Origin of the sequence: Rhodococcus sp. SORGH_AS_0301, assembly GCF_030818285.1 — a bacterium.
In the GTDB taxonomy this organism is placed as follows: Bacteria; Actinomycetota; Actinomycetes; order Mycobacteriales; family Mycobacteriaceae; genus Rhodococcoides.
In genome coordinates this window covers 795001-814420 of the sequence record NZ_JAUTAC010000002.1, presented here as the reverse complement: position 1 = coordinate 814420, position 19420 = coordinate 795001, and the positions used below count along the sequence as shown (strand labels likewise).

Below are 19420 nucleotides of genomic sequence, written 5' to 3'. Positions count from 1 at the left end.
CGTGGCCACCGCACTCGTCGTCGTCGACGTCCAGAACGATTTCTGTGAGGGCGGCTCGCTGGCCGTCGAGGGCGGGGCGCGAGTCGCCGCCGCCGTCAGCACGCTCGTCGCCGGCGCGAGCTACGACGCCGTCGTCGCGACACGTGATCACCACGTCGACCCCGGCGCCCACTTCTCCGAGACCCCGGACTACGTCGACAGCTGGCCGCGGCACTGCGTCGTCGGCACACCCGGCTGCGACTTCCACCCCGATCTCGACCTCACCCCGATCGAGGCAGTCTTCTCGAAGGGCGAGTACGACGCGGCCTACTCCGGTTTCGAGGGTGCCGACGAGTCCGGCACAGGCCTCGCGGAGTGGCTCCGCGCTCGGAACATCGACGCCGTCCACGTCGTCGGCCTGGCCACCGATCACTGCGTCCGCGCCACGGCCCGCGACGCCGCGCGCGCCGGCTTCGAGACGACGGTGCTGCTGGACTACTGCGCCGCAGTGAGCCCCACGACGGTGCCGGCAGTTCTCGCCGAACTCGCCGACGAGGGTGTACACGCCGACCGCTGACCGAGAGCCCGACGCGTCGGCACACCGGCGTAACCTCGCACGGTGCCGCCGAAGTCGAAGTCCGAGTTACCCACCGTTCCGAGTCTGCTCAGCACCGCGGTGACGGCGCTCGGCGGCACCGAGCGCACGGCCCAGCTCACCATGGCCTCGGCCGTCGCGCACAGCATCGACACCGGCGAGCACCTCGCGGTGCAGGCGGGCACCGGCACCGGCAAGTCGCTCGCCTACCTGGTTCCGTCGCTGCGGCACGCCGTGACGTCGGGGAGGACCGTCGTCGTGTCCACGGCGACCATCGCGCTGCAGCGTCAGCTGGTCGACCGCGACCTGCCGCGTCTGTCGAAGGCTCTCACCACGGCCCTCGCGCACGAACCGACATTCGCGATCCTCAAGGGCCGCGGCAACTACCTGTGCCTCAACAAACTGCACGGCGCACCGTCCGACGCCCCGGAGGAGGAGCTGTTCGACGCCTTCGCCGTGTCGCGGCTCGGCCGTGAGGTCAAGCGCATCACCGAGTGGTCCTCGGACACCGAGACCGGTGACCGCGACGAGCTGAACCCGGGCGTGTCCGATCAGGCCTGGCGGCAGATGAGCGTGACCTCCCGCGAGTGTCTGGGGAAGTCGCGCTGCCCCTACGGCGAGGACTGCTTCGCCGAGCTCGCTCGGGTGGACGCGGCGCGCGCCGACGTCGTCGTCACCAATCACGCGATGCTCGCCATCGACGCGATCACCGGCATCTCGGTGCTGCCCGAACACGACGTCGTCGTGGTGGACGAGGCGCACGAGCTCGTGGACCGGGTGACGTCCGCGGCGACGGCGGAGATGTCCGCGACCGCGGTCGGCGCCGCCATGCGTCGCTGCGGGAAGCTCGTGGAGGACGAGATTCTCGACCGACTGGCCGGCGCCGCAGAGGGTTTCGCCGCGTTGCTCGACGAACTCGAGGGCGGACGCTGGGAGGAGTTGCCCCCCGGCGCGTCCCAGACGATCGCGAGCATCCGCGACGCCGCGTGGGCCGTGCGCACGGCCATCGGGCCGGCCAAGCAGGGCGGCGCCGCCGCGGACCCCGACGCGGCGGCCGCGCGGACCGCGGCTCTCGCCGCCATCGACGACGTGCACGACACCGCGGTGCGCATTCTCGAGACGTACGAGGAGAGCGATCCCGCGAAGCGGCGGGACGTGGTGTGGTTGGCCGTCGACGAGTTCCGCGGCGTCGTGAAGCGGGTGGTTCGGGTGGCACCGCTGTCCGTCGGCGGACTGCTCCGGACCCGGCTGTTCGCGGAGTCGACCGTGGTCCTCACCTCCGCGACGCTCACCGTGGGCGGCTCGTTCGACGGTCTCGCCGTCAACTGGGGTCTGCCGGCCGCCAACCCCACCCGCGTCGACGCGGCCCTCGCGACCGGCACCGAGGCACCGTCCAACGCGGACACGTTCCGGTGGAACTCGCTCGACGTCGGATCGCCGTTCGACCACGGCAGGGCCGGCATCCTCTACATCGCCAAGCACCTCACCGCACCGGGGCGCGACGGTACGTCGCCGAGTCAGCTCGACGAGATCGCGGGGCTCGTGCGCGCCGCGGGTGGCCGCACTCTGGGACTGTTCTCGTCGATGCGGGCGGCGAAGGCCGCGGCGGCCGAGATGCGCGAACGGCTGGACACCCCCGTGCTGTGCCAGGGCGACGATGCCACCGGCGCCCTGGTCGAGCGCTTCGCGCAGGACGAGGCCACGTCACTGTTCGGCACGCTCTCCCTGTGGCAGGGCGTCGACGTCCCCGGTCGGTCACTGACCCTCGTGATCGTCGACCGCATCCCGTTCCCGCGACCCGACGATCCGCTGCTGGTGGCGCGGCAGCGCGCCGTCGAGTCGCGCGGAGGCAACGGGTTCCTCGCCGTCGCCGCGAACCACGCGGCGCTACTGCTGGCCCAGGGTGTCGGCCGACTGCTCCGCAGCGTCGACGACAAGGGCGTCGTCGCGGTGCTCGACTCCCGACTGGCCACGGCGCGATACGGCGGCTACCTCCGGGCGTCGCTCCCACCGTTCTGGGAGACGACGGACCCGGAGATCGTGCGCAAGGCGCTGACGCGCCTCACCGCCACCCAGACCTGAACCTGGAGGGACCTACATCGGGGACGGACCCGCGACCCGACCGAGCTCGGCGTCTCCCGCGAGCAGCGGATGGTGCGGCAGGACCCGCACCGTGTATCCGACCGACCCGGAGAGCGGCAGCGTCGTGTCGGCGAGGAACCGCTCGCCGCCCGCGGCCGATCCCTGGTGCAGCATCGGGACCGTCACGACGTCGCCGAGCTGCTCGTCCTGATCGACGTGGCCGAACACGGCCTGCACGGACACGTCCGACGGGCCGAGTCCGCCGAGCCCCACCGTCGCGGACAGGGTGAGTGTCGAACCCAGCACCGGGGTGTCCGGCAGCCCGTCCGCCTCGACGTCGGTCACCGTGACCGCGGGCCACGCCGAATCGACGCGGCGCCGATAGTCGGCCATGGCCTTCGCACCGGCGTAGTCGTCGGAGATCGCCGCCGCACCCGCCCGGGTGGCGGGACCGTAGTACTGCTGCGTGTAGTCGCGAACCATCCTGGACGCCAACACCTTCGGGCCCGTGACCGTGAGGGTGTGCCGCACCATCTCGACCCAGCGCGCCGGCAACCCGTCGTCGCCCCGGTCGTAGAACTTGGGGAGCACCGACTTCTCGAGCAACTCGTACAGCGCCGCGGCCTCGAGATCGTCGCGGCGGTTCTCGTCGACGACGCCGTCGGCGGTGGGGATGGCCCAGCCGTTCTCCCCGTCGTACATCTCGTCCCACCATCCGTCCCGGATGGAGAGGTTCAGTCCACCGTTGAGAGCGGACTTCATGCCCGAGGTGCCGCACGCCTCGAGCGGCCGCAACGGGTTGTTGAGCCAGACGTCGCATCCCCAGTAGAGGTAGCGGGCCATCGACATGTCGTAGTCGGGCAGGAAGACGATACGGTGCCGAACGTCGTGCTGATCGGCGAATCGCACGATCTGCTGGATCAGGGCCTTGCCACCGTCGTCCGCGGGGTGCGACTTGCCGGCCACCACCAGCTGTACCGGGCGGACCGGATCGAGCAGCATGGCGCGCAGGCGCTCCGGTTGCCGCAGCATCAACGTCAGTCGCTTGTAGGTGGGGACACGGCGCGCGAATCCGACCGTGAGCACCGACGGGTCGAACACGTCGTCCGTCCACGCGAGTTCGGCGTCGGTGGACCCGCGCTCGAGGGCCGAGTGGCGCACGCGGCGGCGCACTTCCGCGACCAGATCGGACCGCAGCGCCGAACGCGTCTCCCACAGGTCCGATGCGGAGACCTCGGCCAGCTGCTCCCAGCCCTGCGCCTCCTCCATCGTGCGGGTTCCCACCGTGCGCGCCGCGAGGTCGAGCCACCGCTGCGACGCCCACGTCGGTGCGTGCACGCCGTTGGTGACCGAGCCGATGGGGACGTCGGACGCGTCGAATCCGGGCCAGAGTTCGTCGAACATGCCGCGACTGACGATGCCGTGGAGCTTGGAGACTCCGTTCGCGCGCTGCGCCGACCGCAGCCCCATGTGGGCCATGTTGAACACCGCGGGGTCGCTCTCGCGGCCGAGTTCGAGGATGCGTTCCATCTCGATGCCGGGCAGCAGCGACGACTCCGCCGTGCCGTCGCCGAAGTAGAGGCGCACCAGATCCGCGGGGAAGCGGTCGATACCGGCGGGCACGGGAGTGTGCGTCGTGAAGACGGTGGACGCTCGCACCGCGGCGAGCGCGGAATCGAAGTCCAGCCCGCCCGCGTGCAGTTCACGGATGCGCTCGAGACCGAGGAAGCCGGCGTGGCCCTCGTTCATGTGGAAGACGCTGGGCGCGGGAAGCGAGTGGTACTCGGTGTAGGCGCGCACGGCGCGGACGCCGCCGACCCCGGCCAGGATCTCCTGCTTCACCCGGTGGTCCTGATCGCCGCCGTAGAGGCGATCGGTCACGCCGCGCAGCTCGGGATCGTTGTCGGCGATGTCGGAGTCCAGCAGCAGCAGCGGGATGCGTCCGACCTGGGCGATCCAGATACGCGCGCGCAGCACGCGGTCGCCCGGCATCGCGACGTGGACGAGCACCGGGGAATCGGACTCGTCGGTGAGCAGTCGCAGCGGCAGACCCTGCGGGTCGAGGGACGGATACCGCTCGGCCTGCCAGCCGTCGGCCGTCAGCGACTGGCGGAAGTACCCGGAGCGGTACAGCAGGCCCACGCCGATGAGGGGCAACCCCAGATCGGACGCGGCCTTGAGGTGATCGCCGGCGAGGATGCCGAGACCACCGGAGTAGTTGGGCAGCACCTCGGAGACGCCGAACTCCATCGAGAAGTACGCGATGCCCACCGGCAGATCCGCACCGGAGTCGACCTGCTGCTGGAACCATCGGGGTTGCGCCAGGTAGAGGTGCAGATCGGCGACGAGATCATCCACGCGCTGCACGAACGCGTCGTCGTTCGCCAGGTCCTCGAGGCGGGACGAGCGCACCTCGCCGAGGATGCGCACCGGATCGCGGTCACCACTGACCCACAGGTCCGGATCGATGCTCTCGAACAGCTCCAGGGTCGGCGGATGCCACGACCATCGCAGGTTGACGGACAGTTCGGCGAGTCCGGAGAGTCGGGCCGGGAGCTGCGCGCGGACGGTGAATCTGCGGAGTGCTTTCACGATTCCGAAGACTACTGCGGGCGACCGCCGCGCACCGTGGTTCCGCGTTTGCCGAGGAGCCGTTCGGGTACTTCTCCCGGTGGCGTCCGAGACTGCCGCGTGCCTCGTCCGCAGGTCGCGTCGGTGCTCTCGGTCGGTTTCGAGAAAGACCGGGGCATCTCGTCTACGGTTGACCTCGAGCTCAGCCCGACAACCCGACATCGACAGAACTGCGACAACCAGCAGAAAAGGGGCTTCGGTGACAGGCCGTATCGGCATCGACGACGTACTACCCAACACATCGTCCGGTAAGTATCCCGCCAAGGCCGTTGTGGGAGAGACATTCCCGATCACGGCCGCGGTGTGGCGCGAGGGGCACGACGCCGTCAACGCGACGTTGGCGGTTCGCGGGCCCGGCCAGGGCAAGTCGGTCCACATCCCGATGGTCCCCGGCGAGCAGCCGGACATCTTCCACGGTGTGTTCACTCCCGACGCCGAAGGCTTCTGGATCGCCCGTATCGAGGGCTGGGGTGATCCAATCGCCACCTGGATGCATGCGGTCGAGGCGAAACTCGGCGTGGGCCAGGGGCCGGCCGAACTGGCCAACGATCTCGAGACCGGCGCACGCCTGTTCGAACGCGCCGCGAAGAACGTCGGTCGCTCGGAGAAGCCACTGCTCGAGAACGTCGTGACGGCGCTGCGGAGCGACGCACCGCTGCCGTCACGCGTCGCACCGGCGTTCACGCCCGAGGTGCGCGAGATCCTGCACGAGACGCCGCTGCGCGAGCTGGTGACGCGCGGCGAGGCGATCAACGTCTGGGTCGACCGCCGCGAGGCACTCGTCGGATCGTGGTACGAGCTCTTCCCCCGCTCCACGGGCGGCTGGAACGAGGACGGCACTCCTCGCCACGGCACGTTCGAGACCACCATCGGCGCGCTCCCCCGCGTGGCGGCCATGGGCTTCGACGTCGTCTACTTCCCGCCGATCCATCCGATCGGCAAGGTGAATCGCAAGGGCCGCAACAACACTCTGACCCCGGGACCCACCGACGTGGGCTCGCCGTGGGCCATCGGCTCGTCCGAGGGCGGCCACGACGCGGTGCATCCCGAGCTGGGGACGGTCAAGGAGTTCCGCGCACTCGTCACGGCCGCGCGCAAGCTCGACCTCGAGATCGCCCTGGACCTCGCCCTGCAGTGCGCCCCGGACCACCCCTGGGCCGCCGCACATCCCGACTGGTTCACCGTGCTCCCCGACGGCACCATCGCCTACGCGGAGAACCCACCCAAGAAGTACCAGGACATCTACCCGGTCAACTTCGACAACGATCGCAAGGGCATCTACGCGGAGGTGCTGCGCGTCGTCAAGTTCTGGATCAGCCAGGGAGTCAAGATCTTCCGGGTCGACAATCCGCACACCAAGCCACCGGACTTCTGGGAGTGGCTCATCGCCGAGGTCAAGAAGACGCACCCCGACGTGCTCTTCCTCGCCGAGGCGTTCACGCGTCCCGCGCGGCTCTACGGTCTTGCGCGACGCGGTTTCACGCAGTCCTACACGTACTTCACGTGGCGCACGGCCAAGTGGGAGCTCACGGAGTTCGGACAGGAGATCGCCGCCAAGGCCGATCTGGGTCGACCCAACCTGTTCGTCAACACGCCGGACATCCTCCACGAGAGCCTGCAGAAGGGCGGCCCCGGCATGTTCGCGCTGCGTGCCGCTCTCGCCGCCACCCTGTCCCCCACGTGGGGCGTGTACTCGGGATACGAACTCTACGAACACGTTCCGGTGCGCGAGGGCAGCGAGGAGTACCTCGACACAGAGAAATTCGAGTTGCGCCCCCGCGACTTCGAGGGCGCACGGGCTCGCGGCGAATCGCTCGAGCCGTGGTTGACCATGCTCAACGCCGTCCGCAAGGCGCACCCGGCGTTGCAGCAGTTGCGCAACATCCACTTCCACCACGTCGACAACGACGCGATCATCGCCTACTCGAAGTTCGACGCGGTGACCGGTGACGCGGTGCTGGTCGTGATCAACCTGAACCCGTTCGGCGCCGAGGAAGGCACCGTCTGGCTCGACATGCCGCAGATCGGCCGCGACTGGCAGGAGCACCTGACGGTCACCGACGAGGTGAGCGGTCAGCAGTTCCAGTGGGGCCAGGCCAACTACGTCAAGCTCGAGCCGTGGCGGTCGGTCGCCCACATCCTGGCGCTGCCGCCCGTCCCGTTCCCCGCCCGCACCGAACTCGCCTTCCGGAAGGAGATCTCATGACGGAACGCACTACCCCCGGCGCGAGCACGGACACCCTCGCCGCTCCCGGTGATCACGACCTCTCGCTGCTCGCCCGCGGGCAGCACCACGACCCCCACTCCGTTCTCGGCGCGCACCCCATACCGGGCGGCACCGCCATCCGGGCATTGCGTCCCAACGCTCTCAGCGTCACCGCGGTCATCGGCGGGAAGGACCACGAGCTCACGCACGTCGCGCACGGCGTGTTCTCGGCCCTGGTGCCGGTGGAGGACCTCGCGGACTACCGGCTCCGCGTTGAATACCCGGGCGGTCACCAGGTGACCGTCGCCGACGGCTACCGCTTCCTGCCGACCCTCGGCGAGCTCGATCTCCATCTCTTCGGAGAGGGGCGCCACGAACGACTCTGGGACATCCTCGGAGCGCATCTGCAGGGCTACACCACGCCCGACGGGCCCGTGAACGGCACCTCGTTCGCGGTGTGGGCCCCGGGCGCCGTCGGCGTCACCGTCGTCGGCGAGTTCGACGGCTGGGGAGGACAGACCTGGCCGATGCGCGTGCTCGGCACCACCGGTGTGTGGGAGCTGTTCGTCCCCGACATCGGCGCCGGCACGCTGTACAAGTTCCGGGTGCACGGCAAGGACGGCTCGGTGAAGGACAAGGCCGACCCGATGGCCTTCGCCACCGAGGTCCCGCCGTCGACGGCGTCGGTCGTGAACCAGTCGTCGTACGAGTGGTCGGACGGTGACTGGATCACCGCCCGCGCCGAGCTGGAACCGCACCGGGCGCCGATGAGCGTGTACGAGGTGCATCTCGCCTCCTGGCGCCCCGGACTGAACTATCGCGAACTGGCGGAACAGCTCTCGGCTCACGTACGCGAGACCGGCTTCACCCACGTCGAGCTGCTGCCCGTCGCCGAACACCCCTTCGGTGGATCGTGGGGATACCAGGTCACCTCGTACTACGCACCGACGTCGCGCTTCGGCACCCCCGACGACTTCCGCGCCTTCGTCGACCTCCTGCACCGTGACGGCATCGGTGTCATCGTCGACTGGGTCCCGGCGCACTTCCCCAAGGACGACTGGGCCCTCGCGCGGTTCGACGGCTCCCCGCTCTACGAGCACGGCGACCCGCAGCGAGGCGAGCAGTTGGACTGGGGCACCTACGTCTTCGACTTCGGTCGTACCGAGGTGCGCAACTTCCTCGTCGCCAACGCGCTGTACTGGATCGAGGAGTTCCACATCGACGGGCTCCGCGTCGACGCGGTCGCGTCGATGCTCTACCTGGACTACTCGCGCCCCGAGGGTGGGTGGAGCCCCAACATCTACGGCGGTCGCGAGAATCTCGAGGCCGTGGCGTTCCTGCAGGAGATGAACGCGACCGTGCACAAGCTGCACCGCGGCGTCGTCACCGTGGCCGAGGAGTCGACCTCGTGGCCCGGCGTCACGCGTCCCACCAGCGTGGGCGGCCTCGGCTTCTCCATGAAGTGGAACATGGGCTGGATGCACGACACGCTCGGGTACATCGGGCGCGATCCGATCCACCGCGCGTACCACCACCACGAGGTCACGTTCTCCCTGGTCTACGCCTGGAGCGAGAACTTCGTGCTGCCCATCAGCCACGACGAGGTCGTGCACGGGAAGGGCACGCTCTGGTCCCGCATGCCGGGTGACGACTGGGCGAAGGCCGCGGGTCTGCGCGGCATGCTCGCCTACATGTGGGCGCATCCCGGCAAGCAACTGCTGTTCATGGGCCAGGAGTTCGGCCAGACCGCCGAGTGGTCCGACGAGCGCGGTCTCGACTGGTGGGAGATCGGCGAGGAAGGAAGCGGCTCGCTGCACCGCGGTGTGCAGCAACTGGTCGGCGACCTCAACCGCACCTACGTCGCAGGCCCGGAGTTCTGGACACAGGACGGCTCGCCCAGTGGCTTCTCGTGGATCGACGCCAACGACACCGCGAACAACGTGCTGAGCTTCCTGCGCTTCGGCGACGACGGCTCCGTCACGGCCTGCCTGTTCAACTTCTCCGGTTCCCCGCACGGCGACTATCGTGTTGGATTACCCGAGCCGGGCCGATGGGTCGAGATCCTCAACACCGACGCGGAGGTCTACGGCGGTTCGGGAGTGGGCAACCTCGGTGAGGTCACCGCGACCGAGCACTCGTGGCACGGTCGTCCGGCATCCGCTCGGGTCGCCCTTCCGCCCTACGGAGCGATCTGGCTCAGACTGGAGAGATGATGCGCGGGGCTCGCGTCCGGTTCGGCTGGTCCGCGAGCCTCCTCGCACTCGCCGTCACCACCGTGCTCACATCATGTGGCGCGGTGGTGACGGGCTCCCCCGTCTCCATCTACGACGATCCCTTCACCGTCGCCGGTCTCCCCGTCACGGACGGCCCGTCCGGCCCCAGACCCGGTGTCTCCCATGCCCAGCTCGACGTCGACGGCGCCGCCGGAACCGACGTCGACCTGCTGGCGACGGACGCCGTGGACGACATCCAGAAGTTCTGGCGCACCACGTACTCGACGCTGTTCCGCGGGTCCTTCCAGCCCGTCCGGTCCTTGGTGTCCTGGGATGCCACCGCCGACGCCGGCGAGGGTCCGCTCTTCTGCAGCGAACCGACGGACGGACTCGCCAACGCCGGATACTGCTCACTCGACGACAGCATCGGCTGGGACCGTGGTCTGCTCATGCCGGCCATGATCGACGCCTTCGGACCCATGTCGGTGGTCATGGTGCTCGCCCACGAGTACGGCCACGCCGTGCAGACGCAGTCCGGCCTCGTCGGGGACGACGACCCGACCATCGTCGCCGAGCAACAGGCAGACTGCTTCGCGGGCGCCTTCATGCGCCATGTCGCCGAGGGCGACTCGACCCACTTCACGCTCGACACCTCGGACGGGTTGAACGACGTCCTCGCGGCCACCGTGGCCGTCCGCGACGTCGACCCCGGTGATCCCGACTCGGTGCACGGCTCCGCGTTCGAACGGGTCACCGCCGCCCAGATCGGCTTCACCGACGGCGCCGGGGCCTGCACGCGCATCGACGAGAAGGAGGTCGAGTCGCGGCGCTCGACCCTTCCCCAACAGTTCGACAGCCCTCTCGACACCGGCGAGCTCCCCGTCACGCAGGACTCGCTCGAGCAGTTCGCCGCGACGTTCGAACAGGTGATGCCCACCACGGATCCCCCGACGGTCGACTACTCCGGCGCCGACACCGGGTGCGCGGACGCGCTCACCACGGAACCGGTCTCCTACTGCCCCTCCACCAACACGATCGGTATCTCGGTCGACGCGCTGGCCGATCGCGGACGTCCCACCGAGGTGAGCGAGGACGACATCGTGCCGCTCGACGTCACCGGTGACTACGGCGCCTATGTCCTCTTCGTCTCCCGGTACGTGCTGGCCGTGCAGAACGAGGCCGGCCAGGGCCTGACGGACGCCCGAGCCGCGCTCCGGTCGGCGTGCCTGTCGGGAGTGGTCACCGCAGCACTGAGTCCCTCCGACACGGACGCGGCGCAGAGGTCGACGGTGACACTGTCACCGGGCGACCTCGACGAGGCGGTGTCGGGTCTGTTGTCGGACGGGCTCGCCGCGAGTGACGTGGACGGTCGCACGGTCCCCAGCGGCTTCGCGCGCGTCGACGCGTTCCGCTGGGGCGTGCTGGGTGGCCGGGAGGCGTGCGACGGCCGCTACTCCTAGTAGAGGGCGGACGCCAGCTTGCGTCGAGCGGTGACCACCAGCGGATCCGCCGGGTCGAAGAGCTCGAACAACTCCAGCAACCGGGCGCGAGCACGGGCGCGATCGTCCTCACGCGTGCGCCGGACCAGCTCCACGACACGAGCGAACGAGTCCTCGGTCCGCTGCTGATACAGCAACGCGTCGGCCGCCTGGAGACCGAGATCGACGTCGTCCGGCGCCGCGTCGGCCTGCTCGACGATGTCGTCCGGCAGCCCCTGGACGCGTGCCAGGAATCGGACCTGACGCACGCCGTTCAATGCCTGCTTGTTGGCCGGCTCGGCGTCGACGATCTCCTGGAAGGCCGCCTCGGCACCCGCGAGGTCACCCTCGGCGAGCGCGGCCTCGGCTGCGTCGAAGCGCGGGTCCTCGGGCTCGGGGGCCGGTTCGTCGGCGTTCGGGACACCGGTCAGCTTCCCCTCGACGGCGCGGGCGATGGCCGCCAACCACTCACGCAGGCTCTCCTCGGGCTGCAGGCCCTGCAGATCCGCGAGGGGCTGGCCTGCTGCGACGGCGACCAGCGTGGGAACGGCCTGCACGCCGAAGGCCTGCGCGATGCGCGGATTGACGTCGACGTCGACGTTGGCGAGCACCCAGGCGCCGTCACCCTCGACCGCGAGGGCCTCGAGGGACTGCGTCAGCTGCAGCGACTGCGGGGAGCGCGGCGACAGCAGATTGACGATCACGGGGACCTGGCTCGAGCGCACCAACACCTCGGCCTCGAAGTCCACCTCCGTCACCGTGACGGAGACCGCGAGACCGTTGGCGGCGGTGGGAGACGGCGGCGCGGACGCGGCCTGCGCCTTGGCCTTGAGCGCCGAGAGGTCGACCGCGCCGGACATGGCGGCGGCTGCCGCGGCCGACGGACGTACTGGTGGGCGAGATCCGGGTCGAGTCACGAGGTTATTTTGTCACTCCGCCGCGGCCCGCGGCGATGCGGCTCCGGCCGATCGAACCAGACGTCCGGTCCTCGACGCCCACACCTCGAAGACGATGGTGCCGAAGGGCGGGATGCTCGCGAGGAGTGCGAGCACCGTGACGCCCTTGCTCCACCGCAACGCGAGGGCGGTCAGCACGGTGATCACGAGGTACAGGACGAAGACCGCGCCGTGCAGCATGCCCGGGATCCGGACACCACTGTCGATGTTGGGGTCGGGGACGTACTTGACAGCCATGCCGATGAGCAGCGCGACCCAAGTGACGGCTTCCGCGACCGCCACGACGCGGAACCACCGCACGATCGGCGGCTGCGAGACCGTGGAGGACGCGGCAGGTGCGGTGCTGGAGAGCTGGTTGTCGGCCATGTGTCCATTCTGCCGCAGTCGGTGAACGGTCCTCGACCATCGGCGGCGTCGCCTTGGCCACACAGAGTTGGCGGTCGTCCAGAGATGCCGACGATCGATTGTGACCCAGACCACGCCCGAACTGCCGGAAAAAAGGTCTAACGTCAAAGTATGACGACCACCGACGAGCACACGACGGCGACCGCGGACGCGGTGACGGCAGGCCTCGTGACGGCCATCGACCACGTGGGGATCGCAGTGGCCGACCTCGACGTCGCCCTCGAGTTCTACCGGGACCACTTCGGGATGACGGTGACCCACCGCGAGGTCAACGAGAGCCAGGGTGTCGTCGAGGCGATGATCTCTGTTCCCGGTGCCGCCGACGGCGCCGCGCAGATCCAGCTCCTCGCTCCCCTCGACGAGACGTCGACCATCGCCAAGTTCCTCGACCGGAACGGTCCCGGCCTGCAGCAGCTCGCCTTCCGCGTCCGCGACGTCGAGGAGACCGCGGCGTTCCTCCGCGAGCGTGGTGCCCGGTTGCTGTACGACGCTCCCCGCCGCGGTACCGCCGATTCCCGGATCAATTTCGTGCACCCCAAGGACGCCGGCGGCGTCCTCGTCGAGCTGGTGGAGCCCGCCGCGAGCTGACCCTTCCCCGGAACCCGTCGTGATCAGCACCCGACGGCCGAAACGGGGCGCGTGACGGTAGGTTGTCCGCATGGCACCAGAGAACGTCAGCGGTAGCAGCTCCCTGCCCTTCAGCGTGGTCCGCAAGGGGTACGACAAGGACGAGGTCCAGCGGTACTTCGAGCGGTTCGATGCCGAGCTCCGCGTCATCGCGACCGATCGCGACGCGGCGGCCGCGCAGGCCCGCGATCTCGCGGTCCAGCTCGAGGACGCCCGCGACGAGATCGACGATCTCCGTAAGGACATCGATCGGCTGTCGGTCCCCCCGACCACCGCCGAGGGCATGAGCGATCGCATCTCTCGCATGCTGCGACTCGCCTCGGACGAGGCGTCCGAGGTGCGCGCCAAGGCCGAGGCCGACGCTGCCGAACTCGTGTCCGTGGCCGAGCAGGACGCCACCCGCATGCGCGGCGAGTACGAGGGCCTGGTCGCCGAGCTGAAGGACCGACGGTCCGCACTCGAGACCGAGCACGAGCAGACCATGGCCGAGGCGCGCACAGCCGCCGCCCGCATCGTCGAGGAGGCGCAGGCCGAGCGTGATCGCCTCGCCGCCGAGGCCGAGAAGAAGCGCGCCGCGGTGCAGGAGGACTTCGAGATCACGATGGCCGATCGCCGCACCAAGGTGATGAACGCCGTCGACGAGCTCGAAGCCGACTCCAAGGCCGAGGCGGATCGTCGGCTCGCCGATGCCACCGCCGAGGCGAAGCGTCGCCTCCAGGCTGCCACCGAGCAGTCGGAGCGCCGCATCGCTCACGCCAAGGAGCTCGCCGAGGAATTGCGAGTCCTGCGTGGCCGGGTGCTCGCTCAGCTGCTCGGCATCCGCGGCCAACTCGATTCCGTGCCGGCCATGCTCGCCTCGGTCAACCGGGAGAGCGAACTGCTCGACGCACCGTTGGCGCCGGACGATCTCGAGATCGACGAGTCACTCCTCGACGAGGCACCGGCCGAGACGTCGACCGAGCGCTCCTCGAACGGCCAGTCGAGCTCGACCCAGTCCTGAGAGTCAGGACCACCTGCGGGTGAGCCCGCGCGTACCGCGGCCGGACCAGCATCCGGTGTGCCAGTGCCGCCTGTCGTCGGGTCCGCCGAGTTTCTCGGCGGGCCAGACGACCACGTGCGCCACACCGGGCATGATCTCGTGGTCGCAGCCGGGGCACCGGTAGGTCTTGGTCGCGCGAGCGCCGGGAATCGGGCGCACGACGTACTCCTCGTCGCCGTCGAAGGACGGGCCGCGCTCCACTCGCGCCGTGGCGTCACCGAACGTCGGCGCGGGTCGCCCCGGTCGGCCCGACCGGCCGGCTCGTTGGTTGTTGCGTCTCGGCACTCGACCGATGGTAGGCGACCGCGTCAGAAGAGCGTGAACGCGGACGATTCGATTCCGCGGAGCGAGTCGTAGTCCAGTGTGAGGCAACGAATCCCGCGATCCTCCGCGAGCGTCTTCGCCTGCGGCTTGATCTGCTGGGCCGCGAACACGCCCCGCACCGGAGCCAGCAGTGGATCACGGTTCAGGAGTTCGAGATAGCGAGTCAGCTGCTCGACACCGTCGATGTCTCCTCGACGCTTGATCTCCACCGCGACCGTCGCACCGTCCTCGGCGCGGCACAGAAGGTCCACGGGTCCGATCGCCGTCGGGTACTCCCGGCGTACCAGGGTGTACCCGTCACCGAGCGTGTGCACGTGCTCGGCGAGCAGTTCCTGCAGATGGGACTCGACGCCGTCCTTGGTCAGACCCGGATCGACACCCAGTTCGTGGCTGCTGTCGAGTTCGATGTCCTCGATCGTGATGCGCAGTTCCTCGCCGGCCTTGTTGGTCACGACCCACAGCTGTCGGTCCGCGGGCACGACGTCGCCGTCGGCAGGGAGAGCCTCTGCAGGGTTCTCGACCAGCCAGCAAGGCGGCGTCATCCAGTTGAGCGGCTTGTACGCCCGATCGTCCGCGTGGACGCTCACCGATCCGTCGGACTTGACGAGCAGTAGACGCTTCGCCCACGGCAGATGGGCCGTCAACCGACCGACGTAGTCGACCTGACACCGAGCAATGACCAGACGCACCGGGCCACCCTATCGACCGTGTGGGCCGCCGTCAGGCAGGGGTCGCGAGCTGCGTCTCCTCCGACCGCCCCCGCAACGTCACGCTCTTGCCGAACGACCACTCGTCACTCGACTGATTGTGGGCGTGCTCCACCGTGCGTGCCGACGCCACCAGACGCCCGTCCGCAGACTTGGCGAGCTCGGACAACCGGGCCGCCTCGTTCACCGGATCACCGATGACCGTGTACTCGAATCGTTGCTTCGCACCGATGTTGCCCGCGACGGCTCGCCCGGACGCGATACCGATGGCTGCCTGGCAGTCCGGGACCTCGTTCTCGAGTCGCCGCATGATGGCGCGAGCCGCGCTGAGGGCCTCCCCGCAGTGATCGTCGAGATCGCCGGGAGCACCGAAGATGGCGAGCGCCGCATCGCCCTCGAACTTGTTGACGAAACCGTGATGCTTGTCCACCTCGTCGACCACCACGTCGAAGAAGCGGTTCAACAGATCCACCACCTGCGCCGGGGGCTGGGAGGCCGCCAGCTCCGTGGATCCGATCAGGTCGATGAAGAAGACGGCGATGTCGCGCTCCTCGCCGCCGAGCTCGGGATTGCTCTTCAGCGCGGCCTCGGCGACCTCCATGCCGACGTGGCGACCGAACAGGTCCCGGATCTTGTCCCGCTCGGCGAGGCCCTCGGCCATGCGGTTGAAGCCGCTCTGCAGTTCGCCGAGCTCGGTGCCGTCGTAGACGGACACCCGTGCGTCGAGGTTGCCGCGTTCGATCTCGACCATCGCCGAGCGCACGTTGTCGATGGGCGCCGTCGTCGCCAGACCGCCGAGCAGCGTCAGCGCGAAGCCGAACAGGAACGTGATGCCGCCGAGCGCGAGGATGGCGACCGCGAACTGGTCGGCGGTGGTGTCATCGCGGATGAACGAGGCGATGGCGATGACCATGAGTCCCGCCACGGGGACGCCGGTACCGAGGAGCCACGAGAGGATGGAGCGCCCCATCACCCCGGCGATACGGATACGGCGGAGATCGCCGGCCTCGAGAGCACGCGCCGCCGCCGGGCGCAGAGCGAACTCCGTCAGCAGGTAGCTGAACGCGCAGACGGTCGCACCACCGAACGCGATGGTGAACGCGACCTTGGGGATGGAGTTGGGATCGATGATGCCGTCGGCCGTCGTGACGATGACGAGCCCGCCGATCCAGAGGCCGATCTGCAACCGGGTGAGCCGCCACGGCATCGCCAGCGTGCGCTTCTGTTCCTTGCGGGTGGGCACGCGGTCCTCGATGGCCCAGCGCAGTCCCTTGACGGTGCGCTTGGTTCCCCACCCCACTCCGATGAGGAACGCGACCACGAGGTAGCACGGGATGAGGATGAAGTTCACCCACCAGTACTCACGGGGCGTGACGACGTCCGGCCCCGGCACGACCACGCTGATGAGTGCACCCACGATCACGGCGCCGATCGCGTTGGCGCCCAGCAGGAAGACGGTGAGCAGAATCTGCACCCGGATACGCCGGCGACGCGGTGATTCCTCGGTGTGCCCGAGCAGCGGGGAGCCCAGAGGCGATATCGAGCGTCGTGGTTTCTGCGGCATGGTGGATACGAGACTATCCCGGCGCGCGTAGGACGGGACTCTGCTTGATCGGACTGTGTCCGGACACCGATACCCGTGAATGCAGAAAGCCCCCCGACCGGTGGTCGGGGGGCTTTCTGGGAAGGGTTGTTCGGCGGTGTCCTACTCTCCCACACCCTGTCGGGTGCAGTACCATCGGCGCTGGAGGGCTTAGCTTCCGGGTTCGGAATGGGTCCGGGCGTTTCCCCTCCGCTATGGCCACCGAAACTCTGTGAAACAACAGAGCACGAGGCACACACGTTCCCTGTCACCGGTGCTGCTGGTGATGGATCGGTGGTGCGGGTTTCAGTTATCTGCTGACCAACTCGTGTGTTGTCTCAGATACTGCACAGTGGACGCGTAGCTTCTTTGTGGTAAGTCCTCGGCCTATTAGTACCAGTCACCTGCACCCATTGCTGGGCTTCCAGTTCTGGCCTATCAACCCGGTGGTCTGCCGGGGGCCTTACCCCCTCGAGGGGGTGAGAAACCTCATCTTGGAACAGGCTTCCCGCTTAGATGCTTTCAGCGGTTATCCCTTCCGAACGTAGCTAACCAGCGGTGCTCCTGGTGGAACAACTGGCACACCAGAGGTTCGTCCGTCCCGGTCCTCTCGTACTAGGGACAGCCTTCCTCAAGTTTCTGACGCGCGCGGCGGATAGAGACCGAACTGTCTCACGACGTTCTAAACCCAGCTCGCGTGCCGCTTTAATGGGCGAACAGCCCAACCCTTGGGACCTACTCCAGCCCCAGGATGCGACGAGCCGACATCGAGGTGCCAAACCATCCCGTCGATATGGACTCTTGGGGAAGATCAGCCTGTTATCCCCGGGGTACCTTTTATCCGTTGAGCGACACCGCTTCCACTTGCCGGTGCCGGATCACTAGTCCCGACTTTCGTCCCTGCTCGACTTGTCAGTCTCACAGTCAAGCTCCCTTGTGCACTTGCACTCGACACCTGATTGCCAACCAGGCTGAGGGAACCTTTGGGCGCCTCCGTTACATTTTGGGAGGCAACCGCCCCAGTTAAACTACCCACCAGGCACTGTCCCTGAACCAGATCATGGTCCGAGGTTGAGGTATCCAATACGATCAGAGTGGTATTTCAACAACGACTCCACACACACTGGCGTGCATGCTTCACAGTCTCCCACCTATCCTACACAAACCGAACCGAACACCAATACCAAGCTGTAGTGAAGGTCCCGGGGTCTTTTCGTCCTGCCGCGCGTAACGAGCATCTTTACTCGTAATGCAATTTCGCCGAGTCTATGGTTGAGACAGCTGAGAAGTCGTTACGCCATTCGTGCAGGTCGGAACTTACCCGACAAGGAATTTCGCTACCTTAGGATGGTTATAGTTACCACCGCCGTTTACTGGGGCTTAAATTCTCAGCTTCGCTCCCGAAGGAACTAACCGGTCCTCTTAACCTTCCAGCACCGGGCAGGCGTCAGTCCGTATACATCGTCTTACGACTTCGCACGGACCTGTGTTTTTAGTAAACAGTCGCTTCTCACTGGTCTCTGCGACCCACACCAGCTCAGGAAGCAAGTTCCATCACCAGCAGGGGTCCCCCTTCTCCCGAAGTTACGGGGGCATTTTGCCGAGTTCCTTAACCATAGTTATCTCGATCGCCTTGGTATTCTCTACCTGATCACCTGTGTCGGTTTGGGGTACGGGCCGTGTACCAGCTCGCTAGAGGCTTTTCTCGGCAGCATAGGATCACTGAATTCGCCTCATTCGGCTATGCATCACCTCTCAGGCTGTGTGAGACCCGGATTTGCCTAGGTCTCGCCCTACAGGCTTACACCAGTGTTACCACTGACTGGCTCAGCTACCTTCCTGCGTCACCCCATCGCTTGACTACTACCAGGAAAGGTCCCGTGCATCACCACACCCGGCACCCGAAGGTGCTCCTGGCGGCTCTGGACGGTTAGTACTCCTGATTCATCATGGGCGCGGATACACGGGTACGGGAATATCAACCCGTTGTCCATCGACTACGCCTGTCGGCCTCGCCTTAGGTCCCGACTCACCCTGGGCGGATTAACCTGGCCCAGGAACCCTTGATCATTCGGCGGACGAGTTTCTCACTCGTCTTTCGCTACTCATGCCTGCATTCTCACTCGCGTGGCCTCCACACCTGGATCACTCCGGCGCTTCCCTGGCCACACGACGCTCCCCTACCCACCCACACACCTGCCGGAACCCTCGCAAGGGAACCGGGGGCTGTTGTGTGAGTGCCGCGGCTTCGGCGGTGTACTTGAGCCCCGCTACATTGTCGGCGCAAAATCACTTGACCAGTGAGCTATTACGCACTCTTTCAAGGGTGGCTGCTTCTAAGCCAACCTCCTGGTTGTCTTCGCGACTTCACATCCTTTTCCACTTAGTACACGCTTGGGGGCCTTAGCCGGCGATCTGGGCTGTTTCCCTCTCGACTACGAACCTTATCGCCCGCAGTCTCACTGCCGCGCTCTCACATCCTGGCATTCGGAGTTTGGCTGATTTCGATAAGCTTGTGGGCCCTCTAGACCATCCAGTAGCTCTACCTCCAGGATGAAACACGCGACGCTGCACCTAAATGCATTTCGGGGAGAAC

13 protein-coding genes and 2 rRNA genes (1 of these 15 cut by a window edge) are annotated in these 19420 nt (G+C 67.6%); 7 read left to right on the top strand and 8 right to left on the bottom strand.

The window, feature by feature from the left end; genetic code table 11:
• The first annotated feature begins 1 nt into the window (after position 1).
• The gene (locus tag QE397_RS04410) at positions 2 to 556 is read left to right on the top strand and encodes an isochorismatase family protein (protein WP_027505486.1); all 555 of its coding nucleotides are present in this window, start codon (positions 2 to 4) and stop codon (positions 554 to 556) included.
• Positions 557 to 598: 42 nt separating this feature from the next.
• Entirely contained in the window at positions 599 to 2656 is a 2058-nt protein-coding gene (locus QE397_RS04405) for an ATP-dependent DNA helicase (RefSeq protein ID WP_307091981.1), read from the top strand.
• Positions 2657 to 2668: 12 nt separating this feature from the next.
• Here QE397_RS04405 and glgP read toward each other — a convergent pair whose 3' ends face one another.
• Positions 2669 to 5248: an alpha-glucan family phosphorylase gene (glgP, locus tag QE397_RS04400; protein ID WP_307091978.1), complete on the bottom strand. Its 2580-nt coding sequence runs from the start codon at positions 5246 to 5248 to the stop codon at positions 2669 to 2671.
• A 238-nt stretch (positions 5249 to 5486) separates the two neighbouring features.
• Here glgP and QE397_RS04395 point away from each other — a divergent pair, with 238 nt between their 5' ends.
• From QE397_RS04395 to QE397_RS04385, 3 genes are read left to right on the top strand one after another with little or no spacing between them, the layout of a single operon-like run.
• Positions 5487 to 7493: a maltotransferase domain-containing protein gene (locus QE397_RS04395; RefSeq protein WP_307091976.1), complete on the top strand. Its 2007-nt coding sequence runs from the start codon at positions 5487 to 5489 to the stop codon at positions 7491 to 7493.
• Positions 7490 to 9706 carry a 1,4-alpha-glucan branching protein GlgB gene (glgB, locus tag QE397_RS04390; RefSeq protein WP_307091974.1) on the top strand — a complete coding sequence of 739 codons (2217 nt, stop codon included), beginning with the start codon at positions 7490 to 7492 and terminating at the stop codon, positions 9704 to 9706. Before QE397_RS04395 ends, glgB begins: the two co-directional genes overlap by 4 nt.
• Complete coding sequence (locus tag QE397_RS04385; protein ID WP_307091972.1) at positions 9703 to 11166, top strand: metallopeptidase; 1464 nt, start codon at positions 9703 to 9705, stop codon at positions 11164 to 11166. The genes glgB and QE397_RS04385 overlap by 4 nt, the downstream gene beginning before the upstream one ends.
• On the opposite strand, the gene QE397_RS04380 is transcribed toward QE397_RS04385, so the two are convergent.
• Positions 11163 to 12044, bottom strand: coding sequence for a tetratricopeptide repeat protein (locus QE397_RS04380; protein ID WP_056448951.1), 882 nt, complete (start codon positions 12042 to 12044; stop codon positions 11163 to 11165). The two genes, QE397_RS04385 and QE397_RS04380, sit on opposite strands and share 4 nt — an antisense overlap.
• Positions 12045 to 12113: 69 nt before the next feature.
• A complete protein-coding gene (locus QE397_RS04375) occupies positions 12114 to 12506 on the bottom strand; it encodes a DUF3817 domain-containing protein (RefSeq protein ID WP_082544701.1) in 393 nt (130 codons plus the stop codon).
• A gap of 150 nt (positions 12507 to 12656) precedes the next feature.
• On the opposite strand from QE397_RS04375, the gene mce reads away from it, so the two are divergent.
• Both mce and QE397_RS04365 read left to right on the top strand, forming a co-directional pair.
• Positions 12657 to 13133: a methylmalonyl-CoA epimerase gene (mce, locus tag QE397_RS04370; protein ID WP_027505478.1), complete on the top strand. Its 477-nt coding sequence runs from the start codon at positions 12657 to 12659 to the stop codon at positions 13131 to 13133.
• Between the two features lie 70 nt (positions 13134 to 13203).
• Positions 13204 to 14172 (top strand): hypothetical protein, encoded by a 969-nt coding sequence (locus QE397_RS04365; protein ID WP_027505477.1) that lies wholly within the window; start codon positions 13204 to 13206, stop codon positions 14170 to 14172.
• A 3-nt stretch (positions 14173 to 14175) separates the two neighbouring features.
• On the opposite strand, the gene QE397_RS04360 is transcribed toward QE397_RS04365, so the two are convergent.
• The 5 genes from QE397_RS04360 to QE397_RS04340 form a co-directional block, all read right to left on the bottom strand.
• The gene (locus QE397_RS04360) at positions 14176 to 14496 is read right to left on the bottom strand and encodes an ATP/GTP-binding protein (protein ID WP_082544702.1); all 321 of its coding nucleotides are present in this window, start codon (positions 14494 to 14496) and stop codon (positions 14176 to 14178) included.
• Between the two features lie 23 nt (positions 14497 to 14519).
• Positions 14520 to 15224, bottom strand: a complete 705-nt coding sequence (gene nucS, locus QE397_RS04355; protein ID WP_027505475.1) for an endonuclease NucS — start codon at positions 15222 to 15224, stop codon at positions 14520 to 14522.
• 31 nt (positions 15225 to 15255) lie between these two features.
• On the bottom strand, positions 15256 to 16806 hold the full coding sequence (locus QE397_RS04350; protein ID WP_027505474.1) for an adenylate/guanylate cyclase domain-containing protein: 1551 nt from the start codon (positions 16804 to 16806) through the stop codon (positions 15256 to 15258).
• A gap of 128 nt (positions 16807 to 16934) precedes the next feature.
• Positions 16935 to 17051 (bottom strand): 5S ribosomal RNA (rrf, locus tag QE397_RS04345).
• Positions 17052 to 17194: 143 nt separating this feature from the next.
• Positions 17195 to 19420: ribosomal RNA gene (locus tag QE397_RS04340) — 23S ribosomal RNA — on the bottom strand (it continues 909 nt past the right edge of the window).

Coding starts and splice junctions, on each gene's coding strand:
- QE397_RS04385 (WP_307091972.1), top strand. CDS start 9,703: ATGATGCGCGGGGCTCGCGTCCGGTTCGGCTGGTCCGCGAGCCTCCTC.
- mce (WP_027505478.1), top strand. CDS start 12,657: ATGACGACCACCGACGAGCACACGACGGCGACCGCGGACGCGGTGACG.
- QE397_RS04350 (WP_027505474.1), bottom strand. CDS start 16,806: ATGCCGCAGAAACCACGACGCTCGATATCGCCTCTGGGCTCCCCGCTG.
- glgB (WP_307091974.1), top strand. CDS start 7,490: ATGACGGAACGCACTACCCCCGGCGCGAGCACGGACACCCTCGCCGCT.
- QE397_RS04365 (WP_027505477.1), top strand. CDS start 13,204: ATGGCACCAGAGAACGTCAGCGGTAGCAGCTCCCTGCCCTTCAGCGTG.
- QE397_RS04375 (WP_082544701.1), bottom strand. CDS start 12,506: ATGGCCGACAACCAGCTCTCCAGCACCGCACCTGCCGCGTCCTCCACG.
- QE397_RS04380 (WP_056448951.1), bottom strand. CDS start 12,044: ATGTCCGGCGCGGTCGACCTCTCGGCGCTCAAGGCCAAGGCGCAGGCC.